This window comes from Kitasatospora sp. NPDC002965 (assembly GCF_040611255.1).
Taxonomy (GTDB): domain Bacteria; phylum Actinomycetota; class Actinomycetes; order Streptomycetales; family Streptomycetaceae; genus Kitasatospora.
Genome location: NZ_JBEXNT010000022.1, coordinates 17,278 through 34,091 on the forward strand (window position 1 = coordinate 17,278; position 16,814 = coordinate 34,091).

The 16,814-nt window shown below is 74.6% G+C and carries 13 protein-coding genes; 7 read left to right on the forward strand and 6 right to left on the reverse strand.

The features are described from left to right. Positions 1-156: 156 nt before the first annotated feature. Positions 157-1,395, reverse strand: a complete 1,239-nt coding sequence (locus ABZY91_RS12215) for a hypothetical protein (RefSeq protein ID WP_355401812.1) — start codon at positions 1,393-1,395, stop codon at positions 157-159. 724 nt (positions 1,396-2,119) lie between these two features. Here ABZY91_RS12215 and ABZY91_RS12220 point away from each other — a divergent pair. Continuing rightward, on the forward strand, positions 2,120-3,727 hold the full coding sequence (locus ABZY91_RS12220) for an ABC-F family ATP-binding cassette domain-containing protein (protein WP_355401814.1): 1,608 nt from the start codon (positions 2,120-2,122) through the stop codon (positions 3,725-3,727). A gap of 111 nt (positions 3,728-3,838) precedes the next feature. Here the strand turns inward: ABZY91_RS12220 and ABZY91_RS12225 are convergent, their stop codons facing one another. Further along, complete coding sequence (locus ABZY91_RS12225) at positions 3,839-5,332, reverse strand: S41 family peptidase (RefSeq protein ID WP_355401816.1); 1,494 nt, start codon at positions 5,330-5,332, stop codon at positions 3,839-3,841. 613 nt (positions 5,333-5,945) lie between these two features. On the opposite strand from ABZY91_RS12225, the gene ABZY91_RS12230 reads away from it, so the two are divergent. Both ABZY91_RS12230 and ABZY91_RS12235 read left to right on the forward strand, forming a co-directional pair. Beyond that, positions 5,946-6,158, forward strand: coding sequence for a hypothetical protein (locus ABZY91_RS12230; protein WP_329879377.1), 213 nt, complete (start codon positions 5,946-5,948; stop codon positions 6,156-6,158). 61 nt (positions 6,159-6,219) lie between these two features. Further along, complete coding sequence (locus ABZY91_RS12235; RefSeq protein WP_329948123.1) at positions 6,220-6,591, forward strand: toxin Doc; 372 nt, start codon at positions 6,220-6,222, stop codon at positions 6,589-6,591. Between the two features lie 61 nt (positions 6,592-6,652). Here ABZY91_RS12235 and ABZY91_RS12240 read toward each other — a convergent pair whose 3' ends face one another. From ABZY91_RS12240 to ABZY91_RS12255, 4 genes are all read right to left on the reverse strand, one after another. After that, positions 6,653-7,312, reverse strand: a complete 660-nt coding sequence (locus ABZY91_RS12240) for a Pr6Pr family membrane protein (RefSeq protein ID WP_329879376.1) — start codon at positions 7,310-7,312, stop codon at positions 6,653-6,655. A gap of 178 nt (positions 7,313-7,490) precedes the next feature. After that, on the reverse strand, positions 7,491-8,255 hold the full coding sequence (locus tag ABZY91_RS12245; RefSeq protein ID WP_355401818.1) for a response regulator transcription factor: 765 nt from the start codon (positions 8,253-8,255) through the stop codon (positions 7,491-7,493). Next, entirely contained in the window at positions 8,252-9,580 is a 1,329-nt protein-coding gene (locus tag ABZY91_RS12250; RefSeq protein ID WP_355401820.1) for a histidine kinase, read from the reverse strand. The genes ABZY91_RS12245 and ABZY91_RS12250 overlap by 4 nt, the downstream gene beginning before the upstream one ends. Then, positions 9,577-10,632 carry a hypothetical protein gene (locus tag ABZY91_RS12255; protein ID WP_355401822.1) on the reverse strand — a complete coding sequence of 352 codons (1,056 nt, stop codon included), beginning with the start codon at positions 10,630-10,632 and terminating at the stop codon, positions 9,577-9,579. The genes ABZY91_RS12250 and ABZY91_RS12255 overlap by 4 nt, the downstream gene beginning before the upstream one ends. A 260-nt stretch (positions 10,633-10,892) precedes the next feature. Between ABZY91_RS12255 and ABZY91_RS12260 the strand changes: the two genes are divergently transcribed. From ABZY91_RS12260 to ABZY91_RS12275, 4 genes are all read left to right on the forward strand, one after another. Then, the gene (locus ABZY91_RS12260; protein ID WP_355401824.1) at positions 10,893-12,053 is read left to right on the forward strand and encodes a CaiB/BaiF CoA-transferase family protein; all 1,161 of its coding nucleotides are present in this window, start codon (positions 10,893-10,895) and stop codon (positions 12,051-12,053) included. A gap of 68 nt (positions 12,054-12,121) precedes the next feature. Beyond that, entirely contained in the window at positions 12,122-13,264 is a 1,143-nt protein-coding gene (locus tag ABZY91_RS12265) for an acyl-CoA dehydrogenase family protein (protein ID WP_355401826.1), read from the forward strand. Between the two features lie 139 nt (positions 13,265-13,403). After that, on the forward strand, positions 13,404-14,618 hold the full coding sequence (locus ABZY91_RS12270; RefSeq protein ID WP_329879370.1) for an acetyl-CoA C-acetyltransferase: 1,215 nt from the start codon (positions 13,404-13,406) through the stop codon (positions 14,616-14,618). A 25-nt stretch (positions 14,619-14,643) separates the two neighbouring features. Continuing rightward, positions 14,644-16,812 (forward strand): 3-hydroxyacyl-CoA dehydrogenase NAD-binding domain-containing protein, encoded by a 2,169-nt coding sequence (locus tag ABZY91_RS12275; RefSeq protein WP_355401828.1) that lies wholly within the window; start codon positions 14,644-14,646, stop codon positions 16,810-16,812. Positions 16,813-16,814 lie beyond the last annotated feature (2 nt).

Consider the following 16,814-nt stretch of genomic DNA (forward strand, 5'->3'; position numbering starts at 1 on the left):
GCGGGGACCGGTGTGCGGGGGAGGCCGGGGACCGCCGGCCGGGGACGCGTGCGAGGGGTGCGGTGGAACTGCCGTCCGGGACCGTCGGGAACGCCGCCGGGGCCGCAGCGGAGGTGCTGCGGCCCCGGCGGGGGCGGGCTCAGAACGTGCCCGAGGTCACTTGCTCTTCTTGGAGAAGTAGTCCAGCGCGTGCTGGGCCACGTCGTCCAGGTACGGGCCGGCCTCCCAGGTGTTGTCGGACCCGCCGATGGAGGTGTCCGAGACCAGCACCTGCTTGCCGTCCTTGGTGGTGAACCAGCCGCCGCCGCTGTCGCCGCCGGTGCCGTTGCAGCCGATCATCAGCATCGTCGGGCGGGCCGGGTCCATCGAGCGGCGGGCCGGCTTCCCGCTGTCGCAGTGCTCCAGCTCCATGCCGTCGAAGGGCTTGCCGGCCGGGTAGCCGTAGCTGCTCACGGCGGTGATCTGGTCACGCGGGGCGTTGAACCAGATCGGCACCGAGCCGCCGACGACCTCCTCCAGGGACCTGCCGCTGCCGTCCGGGTTGGCCACCCGGAGGATGCCGAAGTCGTACTGGCTCCACGGGCCGCCGTTCTCCGGGTCCGCCTCGCCCGCCCACTGCGGGGCGATCATGCCCGCGACCGCGCCCCACTCGCCGTACGGCTCGGCCTGCGCGAGCGAACCCTGCTTGCCGCCGCTCAGCGCACCGGTGCTGTTGAACGCCGGGGCGAAGGTGATGTTGGTGTGGTACTTGCCGCCCTTGCCGCCGTGCAGGCAGTGGCTCGCCGTCCACACCAGGTTGCTCCGGCCGGGGTTGGCCGGGTCGGAGACCACGGTGCCGGAGCAGACGTACTCCTCGCTGCCCTTCTGGAAGAACAGCTTGCCGTTCACGTGGTACTGCTTCGCGAACGGGTGCGGGACGGGCTTCTCCTCGATCAGCTTCGGCTGCGGGTCGTTGCCGCCGTCCCCCGGGGGCTGCGTGGTCGGCTGGGCCGGTCGGCTGGGCTGGGCCGTGGGCTGCGCGGGCGGCTGGGTGGGCGCCGCGCCGGTGGGCTGGGCGGCCGTCGGCTGCGCGGTGGGCTGCCCGCCCGGGCCCGGCTTGTAGGGCTTGGCCTTCAGGATCTTCTGCAGGTCCCAGTAGCCCTTGACGGCCGGGGTGATCACGTTCTGCTGGGCCCACTTGTCCCAGTCGTCGAAGTTCCACTTCTTCAGCTCGTCGACGCTGGGCAGCTTGAGCGGCGCCGCACCCGGCTTGTCGGTGGTTCCGGCGGTGGCCGCGGCGGTCGGCGCCGCGACCGGGTCGGTGTTCTCCGGGCCGCACGCGGTCGCGACGACCACGGTCAGTGCGACGACGGAGGCGCCCAGCGCGGCGCGCGTCGCCCGGGATATCGGTGACATGTGTTCAGTTCCCCCTGTGGATGCACGCCACGGCCCCGCGCGGCCCGGAGGCCCGCGGGTGTGGCGGTTGTGGCAGGGGAGGAGTCTGCCACGCGGTGCGGACCGGTCCCGGTCCCCGGAGCGGTCCGGGGCGCGGCTGTCACCGGATCGGCACGCGATCGGCACGGAACGCCCAACGGAACACCGAACGGAACGCCCGACGGAACGCCGGGGCGGGCGGCAGGGCAGGTGGCAGGGGGGCGGGGCGGCCTGCGGATCGGTGGGCGATCGGTGGATCCCCACGTCGGCGCCCGGTCGGCGGGACCGTCGGGGGAAAACCGGTTGCACGGTCCTGCGCGCCTTCGTAGCGTGGTTCCCGTCAGCCGCCAGAACAGGAGAAGGCCGTTGCTCTACTGAGGTCCCGAGACACCGCCCCCGCCGCGCCGCAGCCATGTCGCTGCCCGCGGTCCGTGAGTGTGCGAGTGCCCGACCTCAGTGGTGAGCCGACCCGGCGTCCCCCGTCCTGCTGACGACCCCGGTCGCCCGTTCCCGGCCCACCCCTTCCGGCCTCCGCCTCCCCCCGCGGTGTCTCCCGTGTTGCCCTGCGACCCCGAGTCGCCCCGCGACCGCACCGCCGTTCCGCGACGCCGCCGTTCCACGGCCGCGTCCCCGCCGGACGGCCGTCGGGCCGCTCCACGACCACGGCCGGTGACCGGCCACGTCCGGCAATGCCCGGGAGGCTTCCATGGCACAACCCACCACCTCGCTCCTCTGCACCGACCTCTCCTTCGAGTGGCCGGACGGCAGGCCCGTCCTCGACGGCTTCCACCTCGCGGTCGGCCCCGGGCGCACCGGACTGATCGGGCTCAACGGCGCCGGGAAGTCCACCCTGCTGCGGCTGCTGGCCGGTGAACTCACCCCCGCCTCCGGCACCGTCAAGGTGGCCGGGGAGATCGGCTACCTGCCGCAGGGCCTCACCCTGGACACCGCCCTGCGGGTCGACGAGGCGCTCGGCGTCCGGGCCGTCCGCGAGGCCCTGCACGCCGTCGAGGCCGGCTCCACCGACCAGCGCCACTTCGACGCGGTCGGCGACGACTGGGACGTCGAGGAGCGCGCCCGCGCCCTCCTCGACCGGCTCGGCCTGCACCGGCTCGACCTGGACCGCACCACCGGCGAACTCTCCGGCGGGGAAGCGGTGCTGATGCGCCTCGCCGCCCTGCTGCTGCGCCGCCCCGACGTCCTGCTGCTCGACGAGCCGACCAACAACCTCGACCGGGCCGCCCGCGAGCGGCTCTACGAGACGGTGGCCGGCTGGGGCGGCATGATGGTGATCGTCAGCCACGACCGCGAGCTGCTCCAACACGTCGACCAGATCGCCGAACTGAGGGACGGGCAGGTCTCGTGGTACGGCGGCAACTTCGCCGAGTACGAGCGCACCGTCGCCGCCCAGCAGGAGACGGCCGAGCGGCTCCTGCGCAGCGCCGAGGCCGATGTCGAGCGCCAGAAGCGGGACCTCACCGAGGCACGGACCAAGCTCGATCGCAGCGCGAGCTACGGCAGGAAGCGCTCGGTCACCCGCAACGATCCGCACATCTTCGCCGGGAAGCTCAAGCGCCAGGGCCAGGAGACCGCCGGCCGCCTCCAGGGCATGCACACCGAGCGACTGGAGGAGGCGAGGCGCCGGCTCACCACCGCCGAGGAGGCGGTCCGGGACGACGCCGAGATCCGGATCGACCTGCCCCGTACCGCCGTTCCGGCGGGCCGCACCGTCCTTACCCTGGACAAGGTCCGACTGCCCTACGGCGCCACCGCCGACCTCGACCTGCGCGGACCGGAGCGGATCGCCCTGGTCGGCCGCAACGGATCCGGCAAGACCACCCTGCTGCGCACCATCGCCGGTGAACTCGCCCCGCTGCAGGGCGAGGTGACCACACCGGTGCCGCTGCGCCACCTCCCGCAGCGGCTCGACCTGCTGGACGACGGCCTGACGGTCGCGGGGAACGTCAAGCTGTTCGCGCCCGGTGCCGGGGACAACGCGATCAGGGCCCGGCTCGCCCGCTTCCTGTTCCGCGGCGGCCGGGCCGACCAGCTCGCCGCCACGCTCTCCGGCGGCGAGCGGTTCCGCGCGACGCTGGCGGCGCTGCTGCTGGCCGACCCGCCGCCGCAGCTGCTGCTGCTCGACGAGCCGACCAACAACCTCGACCTGGCCAGTGTCCGCCAGCTCACCCAGGCGCTCGCCGCCTACCGGGGCGCCCTGGTCGTGGCCAGCCACGACCTGCCGTTCCTGCGCGGCCTCGGGATCACCCGCTGGCTGGAGCTGGACGGCGAGCTGAGGAGGGTGGAGCCGATGTGACGATCGGTGTCTCGGCCCGGTCGGCCCGGTCGGCGCGGGTCGGCGCCCGGGCCGAGACACCGGTGTGCCGGGGGCCGGGGTGGTGGACCCGCAGGGTGGCGGGTCCACCCCCTACTCCGCGCGGGGAGCGCCGCCGAGGACGCGTCGGGCGGTGGTCAGGGCGGAGTCCCGTCCCAGGCTCAGCTCCTCGTCGGTGAAGACCGGGGTCGCGATGTCCGGCGGGATGCCCGGGCCGTCGAAGGTGGTGCCGGCACGGGTGAGGAACTTCTCGTTCGGCAGGACGGCCGTGAACGCGTCCGAGACGGGCTTGAACATGATGTCGGAGAAGACGCCCTGGGTGTTCTCGCCGATCCGGACCGCCGCCGGGCGCCGTTCCATCAGCGCCTGGGTGAACGTCTCGCCCGCGCTCACCGTCGAACCGGCGGTGAGCAGGGCCACCGGGCCGGTGAACCGCGTCGCGGCGGCCGGCCGGACCGGGACGTGCTGCGGGGCGGTGAAGCGGGTCGGGTCGGCCGGGTCGTTCCGGGCGACCTTGCGGTAGGCGAGGTACGGCCGGTCGGTCAGCCGGGCGGCGATCCGCAGCCCGAGTTCGTCCGACCCGCCACCGTTCAGCCGGAGGTCGATCACCAGACCGTGCAGCTGCCCGGGGCGGGCCAGGAGCGTGTCCAGGGCCCGGTCCAGCTCGGCGGCGTGGGCCGGGTACCCGCCGTCGTCGACGTACCCGTCGAAGGCGCTCACCCGCAGGTAGCCGATCCCGCCGGGCAGCTCGCCGACGCCCAGCGCTCCCCGGCCGAACGTCCGCTCCGGGGCGATCAGTTGGGCGGCGACGGCCTTCGCCGCCAGTTCCTGCACCTCGTCGGTGGGCTCCCGGGTGCCCGGCCGCTGACCGGCGAAGACGGCACCGAGCCCCCCGTCGGCCCGCTTGCGGGCCAGCGCGGTGTGGGCGTCCCCGAGCGGCCGGAGCATGTCGACGAAGATCTGCTGGAGATCGTCGTCGGTGGTCTGCGCGGTGATCCGTGCCCGCTGGGTGGCTCCGACGGCGTGCCAGTCGATGCCCTTGGCGGCGAAGAACGGGTAGTTCTCCTCGAAGGTCGCCCAGAACCGGTCGAAGGCCGAGAAAGGGTCCTGCGGCGCAGGCCGGCGGCAGAGCGCCGGCAGGCCGCCCGGCAGCCGGGCCAGGTCCTTGGTCGCGCTGGCCCCGTCGTCCTTGTACACGGCCCGGTTGCGGCCGTCGGGGGTGACCGTCAGCTCGCCGTAGGCCTTGCCGGGCGAGCCGAACCTGACGGCCCCGCCGGGCCCCGGGGGGCCGACCTGCTCGGCCCTCACCCGGCCGGGGGTGCAACTGATCCGGGTCACGTCGTAGGTGGTGAGCGCGGTTCCGGTGAACTCGACGATCGTCCCGTAGCCGTCCACCTGCCAGGCGCCCGCCAGCCGGCCGACGCCCGGCCGCCTCGCGTCGTCCGCCGCGGCGGGTGCGGCCCGGGCCGCACCGACCGCCCCCGCGGTCACCGCGAGGGCCACTGCCGCGACTCCCGCCGTCCTGGCCGCGGCGCGGGGCCGGGTGCGCCGCTCGGTCGTCCTGGCCGGGGTGTTCCTGTGCCTCATCGTCCGTCTCCGGTTGCTCGGGTGGTGCCTCTGTCGTGCCGGGTCCTGCGTGCCGTGGCCTCCGCCGCCGAGGGCCCGCAGGCGTTCGTGCTGCGTGCAGCGGGCTGTGGTGTGTGCCGGTGCGGGTGGGCTGCGGCGGTGGGTGCGGTGCTACCCGGCCGGACCGGCGAGGATCCGCCGGGCCTCGGTGAGCGCCGAGTCGCGGCGGCCGTCCGGTTCCTCCGCCCGCGCCCGCGCCCGAGGCCCGCGCCCGAGGCCGGCGCCGTCGCCGCGACCCCCGCCGCCCGTGCGGCGTCGCCGAACCCGCCACCCCTGAAACCCGGACCGGACCCCGCCCCCATGTCCGGGCCTCCCCCGCGGAAGCCCTCCGCCGCCCACGACCGACGGTACGGATCCGGCGCACGTCCGCACGTCCACCCGCAGGGCGGTCCCCACCGGGACCCCAGAGGTACACCGCCTCCGCCCCGCCTCCGCCCGGAGGCGTACGGCCGTGAATCCCGCGGACGAGGCCCGCCCGTCGGTCGGCGGGGCTGCCGGCCACCGCGGCCCCGGTGCCGTCCACGCGGTGCCGGTCCGGTACCCAACTCCCGTACGCTCCAGTACCATCGGCGCCATGCCAGCGCTCAACATCGAGTACACGGAGCACGAGCTCGCCGCCATCCGCGAGGCGGCGGCCGCCGACGGGAAGAGCGTCAAGGCGTACGTGCACGACCTCAGCGTGCGGGAGCAGCAGCGGCGGGTGTTCGTCGACCACGCGGTGGCGTTCTGGAACGCGCACCGGGAGGAGTTCGACGAGGCGTTCCCGGAGGACGCGCCGGCGGCGTGAGCGTGCGTAGGGGCGCGGGCCGGGCGGCCGGGACGGGCGGGGCGGGAAGGGTGCCGCGATGATGCTGCTGCGCGTCGATCTGCGCTGGCTGCTCGACATCCAGGAGCAGGCCTCGCCCGAGGACCTGAGCGTGCGCGACTACTCGGCGCTGCAGGCGGCCGTCGCGCGGCACCGGGTGAACACCGCGCAGCTCGGCCACGACGCCGATCCGGCCTGGTGCGCGGCCACGTTGATGCACACCATCGTGCTGCTGAGGCCGCTGCCGGTGCGCAACAACCTCTACGCCTGCATGACCACGGCCGCGTACATGCACGCGGCCGGGGAGGGCATCGACCCGCCGTACGGCGCGCTGGTGGAGCTGGCGCGGGACATCGGCGAGGGGCGGGCGGACGTGTTCGCGGCGGCCGACCGGGTCCGCTCCTGGAGGATCTGAGCGGGGTCCGGGCCGGCCGCCGCGAGGACGGGACGGGTGTGGGGGCGGGGGAGCGGCGCGGTCAGGCCTCGGAAGGGAGGGCGGTCCGGCGGAGCTTGCCGGCGACCAGGGTGCCCAGCCGGTCCAGCCCCACCACGACGGCACCCAGGACGACGAACTCGACCGTCAGCAGCGCGATCTGACCCCAGACGTAGCCGTACCCCTCGGTCGTCGGGTCGAAGAAGAAGTAGGGGTACGGCATCGGGTAGTTGGAGAACAGCGCGTTGCGGGCCAGCACGATCCCCGCGTAGCCGAGCGGGAACGCCAGCCAGAGCGGGATGTCCCGCCAGGAGGAGGCGTTGCGCGGCCGGAGCACCAGCCAGTCGGCGATGACCAGCACCGGCGTGACGTAGTGCAGGAAGAACGACGACCAGTGCTGGAGCTTGTCCGGCCCGTCGAAGAGCCCGGGCAGCGGGTTGGCGCCGTGCTCCAGCAGGACGTGCGAGACCAGGCCGGTGATCAGGATGTACAGCGTGGCGGCGCCGCGCAGCCGGGGTGCGGGGGCGTCGACGGTGCCGCGCTTGACCATCCAGTAGACGGCGCCGATGAAGTAGCCGAGCACGATCACGTTGCTCTGGATGGTGAAGTACACCAGCGGCGCGGTCTGGAGGGTCAGGCCGAGGCCCGCCGAGAGCACGATGCCGAGGCGCCACCAGAGCGCCGGGCTGGTCCGGACTGACATACGGTCACCAGTTCGTTTCAGGCGATACGGGAGGTATCGGACGGTCGGGAGGGGAAGGTCGCACTCTACCCGCCGGTAGGCCCGGGGTGGAAGAAACGTCCCGCGCCCCCGTCCGTCCCGCCCGCGCGCCCGTCCGTCCACCCGCGCGCCCGCACCGCGGCGGCCCCGGCCTGGCGGTTCAGCCCGGCAGGACGAAGCCCGACTCGTACGCCGCGATCACCGCCTGGGTGCGGTCCCGGGCGCCCAGCTTGGCGAGCACGCTGCCGACGTGTGTCTTGACCGTCTCCTGGCTGACGACGAGTTTCGCGGCGATCTCGCCGTTGTTGAGCCCGGCCGCCATCAGCCGCAGCACCTGGCCCTCCCGCTCGGTGAGCCGCCCGATCGGTCCGCGGTCCCGCTCCGTGGGTTTGTCGGCCGAGCCGTACCGGAGGGCCAGCTCGCGAACGGCTGCCGGGAAGAGCAGTGAGTCGCCGCGCGCGATCAGTCGCACCGCCTGCACCATCTCCTCCGCGCGGGCCCGCTTCAGCAGGAACCCGGCGGCGCCCGCCCGCAGCGCGTCGTAGACGTGGTCGTCGTGTTCGAAGGTGGTGACGACCAGGATCCTGGGCGGGTCGGCCATGCCGCCGACCAGCTGCTCGGTGGCCCGGATGCCGTCGATGCCGGGCATCCGGACGTCCATCAGCACCACGTCCGGGCGCAGCCGGCGCACCAGCGGCACGACCTCGGCGCCGTCGGCGGCCTCGCCGACCACGGTGAGGTCCGGTTCGGCGTCGATCACCACCCGCAGGCCCGTCCGGACCAGCCGCTCGTCGTCGGCGATCACCACCCGGACGGTGCCGCCCGCCGGATCGCCGGCGCCCCCGGCGCCCCCGGCGCCCCCGGCGCCCCCGGTGACTGCGGTGACTGCGGTGTTCACGGCACCTCCGGTGCTCGCAACGTTCATCGCTCTCCTCCTGCCGGCAGCCAGACGGCCAGCCGCCACGTCGTCCCGTCGTCCGCCGGCCCGGCCTCGCAGCCGCCGCGCAGCGCCGCCGCCCGCTCGCCGATCCCGCGCAGCCCGCGCCCGCCGCCGGGGCGGCCGGGCCGGGCCGGGCCGACCGGGTTGGTCAGTTCGATCTCCAGCCGCCCGCCGACCGGTCCGACCCGCAGCCGTGCGGGCGCGGGGCCGGCGTGCCGGAGCACGTTGGTGAGGCCCTCCTGGACGATCCGGTACGCCTCGCGGGAGAACGCGGCCGGCAGCCGGTCCAGGCCGGGGGACAGCTCGGCGTCGACCGTCAGCCCGGTGCGGGCCAGCTGGCGAAGCAGGTCGTCCAGCCCGGCGAGCGTGGGCCCGGCGGGCCCGGCCTCCGCACGGTCCTCCTCCCGCAGCAGGCCCAGGACGGCGTCCAGTTCGGCGACCGCGCCGCGCGCGGTCTCCTCGATGGCCGCCAGCGCCTCGGCGGCGAAGTCCGGGTCGGTCCGCAGGACCCGGGCGGCGGCCGAGGCCTGGATGCCCACAGCGCTGAGCGCGTGCCCGACCGAGTCGTGCAGCTCGCGGGCCAGCCGGTTGCGCTGGGCGAGGACGGTGGCGCGCCGTTCGGCGGCGGCCACGCGTTCGTCCGGGGTCGGGCCGAGCAGGACGGGCGCCCAGCGGGCGAGCAGCGCGCCGAGGCCCGCGCTGGTGGAGACGATCAGGGCGAGCAGCGCGAGGCCCGTCAGCGGGCCGGGCAGCCAGCCGGGGAAGCCGCGGTCCTCCCAGAACCGGACCAGCTCCTCCAGCCCGGTGGGGGAGAACAGCAGCACCATCGCGAACGGTGTCCCGGCCAGCGTCATGCCGCTGACGACGCCGCCGAACAGCACGTGCAGGACGTACCAGGCGGCGGTCCGCCGCCGGGCCGCCCAGGACCGGGCCGGGCCGGTGACCACCTCGTCCGGGCGGGCCGGCGTGCAGAGCGCCCGCGCGGCGGCGCCCTCCAGGGCCCGGGCGATCGGCACCAGCGCGGTGACGGCGGCCATCGGGAGCGACAGGCCCAGGGCGGCGAAGTGGAGCAGGAGCTGGCGCAGCGGGCCGTTGCGCTGGTCGAGGCTGCCCAGGACGACGGCCGAGAGCATCCAGTACGGCATCAGCAGCGCGCCGCCCAGGACCAGGTGCACCCAGCGCAGTCGGGCCCGCCGCCCGAACAGCGCACCCGCCGCCCGCCGTACCGCCGCGCCCCTGCCGGCGCCCGTCCCCGGTCGCCTCCCCGCGCCCGCCTCCGCGCCCGTCCCCGTGCTCGCCCCCGTGATCACTGCGCAGACTCTACGTCAGCAGTACGGGAGCGGCCGAGGTCCGGCGCCTTCCGGGCGGTCCCCCGGAGCGCCGCCGCGCGTTCGACCAGGGCGATCGCGCCGACCGTCAGCACCAGCAGGCCGGTCACCACCTGCGCCGACTCCACCAGCGGGAGCAGCCCGGGCACGGCCCGGCCGAGCCCGGCCACCTCGGTGGTCGTTCCGAACGCCACCAGCTGCCACGACCCCCAGCCGAAGACCGACCCGGCCGCCGTCCAGGCCACCGCCAGTGGCACCCGCAGCCGCCACCCGGGCCGGATCCGGAACACCAGGAGGAGTAGCGCGACCGCCGCCGCTACGGCCGCCGCGGCGGTCACCCCGTCCATCACCGCGACGCCCCGGCTGTGCTGCTCCCGCCACTCCAGCGGCAGCCCGGCGTGCCCGCCGAAGGCCCAGTAGAGGCGGGCCGAGGCCACCCCGGCGGCGAGCGGCGCGGCCACGCAGGCGAACGTCCGCTGGACGGTGAGGGTGGGGGAGCGGGGCAGGTCGCCGATCCGGTCGTGCAGCAGTCCGGCCCAGCGCTGCCGCGCGTACAGCAGGAACCCGGTGATCAGGGCCAGGCCCTGGACGGCGAACCCGCCGTACACCACGGGGAAGATCCAGCCGCTCGGCCCGTCGTCGGCACCGGCGGCGGGCTCCTCGGGGCCGAACACCACGGTGGTGAGCAGGAAGAGCGGCAGCGCCACCAGGATCGTGCCGAGCAGCCCGGTGGCCACCCACATCGGGAAGGCCAGCAGCCCGGCCGGGGCCCGCAGGCCCCACGGCCGGACGAAGGACAGCGCGAGCACCACGGCGATCGCGTCCATGCCGAAGGTGAGCAGGTTGACCAGCCACAGGTCGTCCATGGCGTCGGCGTCACCGGCCCCGACCGGGTGGCCGGTGAGCCAGAGCAGTTTGAGGGCGAGGTACGGCAGGGTCGCGGCGACGGCCACCACGGCCGCCGCGGCGCGTACCCGGCCGACGGGCGGCGCGGCGGGGGCCGGGGCCGGACGGAGCGCGGTCGTCGAGGTCATGCGGCCACGCTCCCGCGCGGGGGACCGCCGGCGCGTCCTCCGTGAACGGGATCCGCCTCCCCCGCCAGGGGGATCCGGCGGGGAGGGCGCGGTTCCGGGGGAGGAGCGGGAGGTGCGGGGCGGCCCCGGGCCGGCTCCGGTGCGACCGGCGTGCGGCACCGGGCGGGGCGGGTCCGAAGGTCTTGTTACCGACGGGTCGCTTCCCTATCATCGCGGGTGTGACAGCTTTACTGTCAGACCTCGGAGGGGCAGGGGCGCCCGTGCGTGACGGTGGTGTGCGTGGGAACGGCGGCCCGCTGGCCGGGGTCCGCGTGGTCGAACTCGCGGGGATCGGCCCCGGCCCCTTCGCCGCCATGCTGCTGGGCGATCTCGGCGCCGACGTGGTCCGGGTGGACCGCCCGGAGCCCTCGCCGCTCGGCATCGAGCCGGCGTACGACGTCGCCAACCGCAACAAGCGCTCGGTGGTGGTCGACCTCAAGTCCGCCGACGGGCCCGCGCGGGTGCTCGACCTGGCCGCCCGGGCCGACCTGCTGATCGAGGGCTACCGCCCCGGCGTCGCCGAACGCCTCGGCGTCGGGCCCGAGGACTGCCACGCCCGCAACCCGGCGCTGGTGTACGGCCGGATGACCGGCTGGGGGCAGCAGGGGCCGCTGGCCGCCCGGGCCGGCCACGACATCGGGTACACCGCGGTGGCCGGGGTGCTCGGCCTGGTCGGCCGGGCGGGCGGCGGCGCGGACGAGCCGCCCGCCGTCCCCGCCAACCTCCTCGGCGACTACGCCGGCGGCTCGCTCTACCTGGTCGTCGGCCTGCTCGCCGCGCTCCACCACGCCCGGGCGACCGGCGCCGGCCAGGTCGTCGACGCCGCGATCGTCGACGGAGCCGCCCACCTCACCGCCGTCCTTCAGGGCCTGCTCGCCGCCGGCCGGTGGCAGGACCGGCGGGGCACCAACCTGCTCGACGGCGGCGCCCCGTTCTACGCCGTCTACCAGGCCGCCGACGGCGGCCACCTCGCGGTCGGTGCGCTGGAACCGCAGTTCTACGCCGAGTTCGCGCGACTGCTGGAGCTCGGCCCGGACGCGCCCGGCCAGTGGGAGACCGACCGCTGGCCCGAGCTGCGGGCCCGCATCGCCACCCGGTTCGCGAGCCGCACCCGGGCCGCGTGGGAGGCCGTCTTCACCGGCTCCGACGCCTGCGTGGAACCGGTCCTGACGATGCGTCAGGCCGCCTCGCACGCACACCTGGTGAGCCGCTCCACCTACGTCGAGGTGGACGGCGTCACCCAGCCCGCGCCCGCCCCGCGGTTCTCCGCCACCCCGGGGGCGCTGCGCCGCCCGCCCGCCCGTCCGGGCGCCGACACCGCCGAGGTCGCCCGCGACTGGGGCGTGCCCTCCCTGGCGGCCGGGCCCCCGGGCGCCGGCTGACGGCCCGTTGCTTCCCCGGCCCCCGCCCGGCCGCCACCCCCTCGACCCTTCCCCCCAAGGAGCCCACCGTGCAACGTGATCTCTTCACCGAGGAGCACGAGGACTTCCGGGCGACCGTCCGGTCCTTCCTCGCCAAGGAGGTGCAGCCGCACTACGACCGCTGGGAGAAGGCCGGCATCGTCGACCGCGCGGCCTGGCTGGCCGCCGGCCGCCAGGGCCTGCTCGGGCTCGCCGTCCCCGCGGAGTACGGCGGCGGGGGCACCACCGACTTCCGCTACGCCGCCGTGCTCGCCGAGGAGTTCGCCCGGGCCGGCGCCTCCGGACTGGCGCTCGGCCTGCACAACGACATCATCGGCCCGTACCTCACCTCGCTCGCCACCGAGGAGCAGAAGCGCCGCTGGCTGCCCGGCTTCTGCACCGGTGAGCTGATCACCGCCGTCGCGATGACCGAGCCCGGGACCGGGTCGGACCTCCAGGGCATCCGCACCCGGGCGGTCGACGAGGGCGACCACTACCTGCTCAACGGCGCCAAGACCTTCATCTCCAACGGCATCCTCGCCGACCTGGTGGTCGTGGTCGCCCGCACCACCCCCGAGGGCGGCTCGCACGGCCTCAGCCTGCTGGTGGTCGAGCGCGGGATGCCGGGTTTCGAGCGCGGTCGCAACCTCGACAAGATCGGCCAGAAGGCCCAGGACACCGCCGAGTTGTTCTTCCAGGACGTCCGCGTCCCCAAGGGGAACCTGCTCGGCGAGCTGAACGGGGGCTTCGTCCACCTGATGCAGAACCTCGCCCAGGAGCGGCTCACCATCGCGGCCGCCGCGATCGCCGGCGCCGAGTACCTGGTCGAGATCACCACGGAGTACGTCAAGCGGCGCGAGGCCTTCGGCCGGCCGCTGGCCAAGCTCCAGCACGTCCGCTTCGAGATCGCCGAACTGGCCACCGAGTGCGCGGTCACCCGGGCCTTCGTCGACCGCTGCATCACCGAACACAACCGCTACGCGCTCACCCCGGCCGACGCCTCGATGGCCAAGTGGTGGGCGACCGAACTGCAGAAGCGGACCGCCGACCGCTGCCTCCAACTCCACGGCGGATACGGGTACATGACCGAGTACCCGGTCGCCCGGGCGTTCACCGACGGCCGTATCCAGACCATCTACGGCGGGACCACCGAGATCATGAAGGAGATCGTCGGCCGCTCCCTCCTCGGCTGACCGCGCCCGCCCGCCCCACCGCCGGCCGTCCGCTCGTCCGCTCGTCCGCTCGTCCGCCCGACCGTCCGCCCCTCGCTCCGACCGGCTTCCGACCGCCCGGACACCCGCGCAACCCTCCGCGTCTGAAAGGCTCCTCACCGTGACCACCGAAGCGTACGTCTACGACGCGATCCGCACCCCGCGCGGCCGGGGCAAGGCCGGCGGCTCGCTGCACGGCACCAAGCCGATCGACCTCGTCGTCGGCCTGATCCACGAACTGCGCCGCCGCTTCCCCGACCTGGACCCGGCGGCGGTCGACGACATCGTGCTCGGTGTGGTCAGCCCGATCGGCGACCAGGGCTCCGACATCGCCCGCATCGCCGCCATCGCGGCCGGCCTGCCCGACACCGTGGCCGGCGTCCAGGAGAACCGCTTCTGTGCCTCCGGTCTCGAAGCCGTCAACCTGGCCGCCGCCAAGGTCCGTTCGGGATGGGAGGACCTCGTCCTGGCCGGCGGCGTCGAGTCGATGTCCCGGGTCAGGATGGGCTCCGACGGCGGCGCCTGGGCGATGGACCCGATGACCAACTACGAGGGTTACTTCGTCCCGCAGGGCGTCGGCGCCGACCTGATCGCCACCATCGAGGGCCTCTCCCGCACCGACGTCGACGCCTTCGCCGCCGAGTCCCAGGCCCGGGCGGCCAAGGCCCAGGCCGACGGCCTCTTCGACCGCTCGGTCGTCCCGGTGCGCGACCGCAACGGCCTGCTCGTCCTGGAACGCGACGAGTTCATCCGCCCCGGCACCACCGTCGAGACGCTGGCCGGACTCAAGCCCTCCTTCGCCACCATCGGCGAGGCGGGCGGCTTCGACGCCGTCGCCCTGCAGAAGTACCACTGGGTGGAGGCCGTCGACCACGTCCACCACGCCGGCAACTCCTCCGGCATCGTGGACGGCGCGGCCCTCGTCGCCATCGGCAACCGCGGGATCGGCGAGCGGTACGGGCTGCGCCCGCGCGCCCGGATCGTCTCCGCCGCCGTCTCCGGCTCCGAGCCGACCATCATGCTCACCGGTCCGGCCCCCGCCACCCGCAAGGCGCTCGCCAAGGCCGGACTGACCGCCGCCGACATCGACCTGGTCGAGATCAACGAGGCCTTCGCCGCCGTCGCCCTGCGGTTCATCCGCGAGATGGGCTTCTCGCCCGAGCAGGTGAACGTCAACGGCGGCGCGATCGCCCTCGGCCACCCGCTCGGGGCCACCGGCGCGATGATCCTCGGCACCCTGATCGACGAGCTGGAGCGGCGCGACCTCCGCTACGGCCTGGCCACCCTCTGCGTGGGCGGCGGTATGGGCATCGCCACCGTCGTCGAGCGCATCTGACCCCCCTCCTGGAGACGTAGATCCCATGTCTGACACCACCATCCGCTGGGAGCAGGACCAGGACGGCGTGGTCACCCTCGTCCTCGACGACCCCACCCAGTCCGTCAACACCATGAACGAGGCCTTCACGGCCGACTTCGAGGCAACCGTCGCCCGGCTGGCCGGCCTCGGCGAGGAACTGCGCGGCGTCGTCGTCACCTCCGCCAAGAAGACCTTCTTCGCGGGCGGCGACCTCAAGCTGCTCTCCGTCGCCCGCCCCGAGGACGCCGCCGCCGTCTTCGAGAAGTCGATGCGCATCAAACGCGCCCTGCGTGCCCTGGAGACCCTGGGCAAGCCGGTGGTCGCCGCGATCAACGGCAGTGCGCTCGGCGGGGGCCTGGAACTCGCCCTCGCCTGTCACCACCGGATCGCCCTGAACACGCCCGCCAGCCGGATCGGCCTGCCCGAGGTCACCCTCGGCCTGCTGCCCGGCGGTGGCGGAGTCGTCCGCACGGTACGGCTGTTCGGCATCACCGACGCGCTGCTCAAGGTGCTGCTGCAGGGCCGCCAGTACCGGCCGGCGCAGGCGCTGGACAACGGGCTGGTCCACGAACTCGTGGAGACCCCGGAGGAGTTGACCGCCCGGGCGCGCGCCTGGATCGAGGCGAACCCGACCGCCGTCCAGCCCTGGGACGTCAAGGGGTACCGGATCCCCGGCGGTACGCCCAGCACCCCGGCGCTCGCCGCCAACCTGCCCGCGTTCCCGTCCAACCTGCGCAAGCAGCTGGCCGGCGCCCCCTACCCGGCGCCGCGCAACGTGCTCGCCGCCGCCGTCGAGGGCGCCCAGGTGGACCTCGACACGGCCATGGTCATCGAGGCCCGCTACTTCACCGAGCTGGCCTGCGGACAGACCAGCAAGAACATGATCCAGGCCCTGTTCTTCGACATGCAGGCGGTCAACTCCGGTGCCGGGCGGCCGGATTCCTTCGAGAAGCGGACGGTCCGCAAGGTCGCCGTCCTCGGCGCCGGCATGATGGGCGCAGGCATCGCCCACGCCTGCGCCAAGGCCGGCCTCCAGGTGCTGCTCAAGGACGTCACCGTCGAGGCCGCGGAGCGCGGCAAGGCCTACTCCGAGGGCCTGTTGGCGAAGGCGGTGGCCCGCGGTCGCACCACCGCGGCGCAGCGCGACGAACTGCTCGCCCGGATCACGCCCACCGCCGAGGCCGCCGACCTGGCCGGCTGCGACGCGGTGATCGAGGCCGTCTTCGAGAACCCCGAGCTGAAGCACAAGGTGTTCCAGGAGATCGAGGGCGTCGTCGCCCCGGACGCGCTGCTCTGCTCCAACACCTCCACGCTGCCGATCGGGCTGCTCGCCGAGGGCGTCGAGCGCACCGCCGACTTCATCGGCCTGCACTTCTTCTCGCCGGTCGACAGGATGCGGCTGGTGGAGATCATCCGCGGCCCGCAGACCGGGGACGAGGCGCTGGCCCGCGCCTTCGACCTGGTCCGGCAGATCGACCGGACGCCGATCGTGGTCAACGACTCGCGCGGCTTCTTCACCTCCCGGGTGATCGGCCAGTTCCTCAACGAGGGCGTGGCGATGGTCGGTGAGGGCGTCGACCCGGCCACGGTCGAACAGGCCGCCGCCCAGGCCGGCTACCCCGCCAAGGTGCTGTCACTGCTCGACGAGCTGACCCTCACCCTGCCGCGGAAGATCCGTGACGAGTACCGGCGGTCCGTCGAGGCGGCCGGCGGTGAGTGGACCGCCCACCCCGCCGACGCGGTGGTGGACCGGATGGTCGACGAGTTCGGCCGCCCCGGCCGCAGCGGCGGCGCCGGCTTCTACGAGTACGGCGAGGACGGGAGGCGCGGCCGGCTCTGGCCGGGTCTGCGCGAGCACTTCACCCGGGCCTCGGTGGAGGTCCCCTTCGAGGACCTCAAGGAGCGGATGCTGTTCAGCGAGGCGCTGGACTCGGTCCGCTGCCTGGAGGAGGGCGTGCTCACCTCCGTCGCCGACGCCAACGTCGGTTCCATCCTCGGCATCGGCTTCCCGGCCTGGACGGGTGGCGTCCTCCAGTACGTCAACGGCTACCCGGGCGGGCCGGCCGGCTTCGCGGCCCGCGCCCGCGAACTCGCCGCCGCGTACGGCGAGCGGTTCGCGCCGCCGGCCCTGCTGGAGCGGATCGCCGCCGAAGGCCGCACCTTCAGGGACTGACG